Annotated in this window: 1 protein-coding gene; it reads left to right on the forward strand. The window is 73.7% G+C overall.

The genetic code is table 11. The features are described from left to right. Nucleotides 1–505 (forward strand): hypothetical protein (locus CKO25_RS20885; protein WP_200389855.1); only part of this gene is annotated, 505 nt, incomplete at both ends.

Genomic DNA, 505 nt, shown 5'->3' on the forward strand with positions numbered 1-505 from the left:
CCCTCGCCCTCGCCGCCGGACTCGGGCTGTTGCTGCTGGTGCTCGCGGGCCGGCGGCTGCTGCGGCGATGGTGCGCTGCTCAGGACCCCGACAGCCGACTCGCCGAGCTCGTCAGGCCCTTGGCCCGCGTGCTGCCGGCGCTGCTGCCGGCGCTGCTCTGGCTATTGGTGGTGATCGCCTATGATCTCACGGGCGATTTGATACGGCCGATCCTGCTGATCCTGCTGCTGCCGGCATTGCTGGGCTTCGTGCTGGCGCTGACGCGGGAGCTGCTCTACGCGCAGCCGCAGGACGCGCAGGCCCACCCCGGCGCCGACACAACGCCCGGGCGAGCTGAGACGGATGCCGCCGGCACCGTAACCGATGACCCGCAGACGCCGGCGATGGCCGCCGCCGAGCCCGTCGCCGGCGCAGGCGGGGCCGAGCAAACCGAACCGGCGACGACGCGAGCGCTCCAGGCCCCGTCTGCGCCACCGGCCGCCGTGGACACGACCGAGCCCACGAG

Origin of the sequence: Thiocapsa imhoffii, assembly GCF_016583985.1 — a bacterium.
In the GTDB taxonomy this organism is placed as follows: Bacteria; Pseudomonadota; Gammaproteobacteria; order Chromatiales; family Chromatiaceae; genus Thiocapsa; species Thiocapsa imhoffii.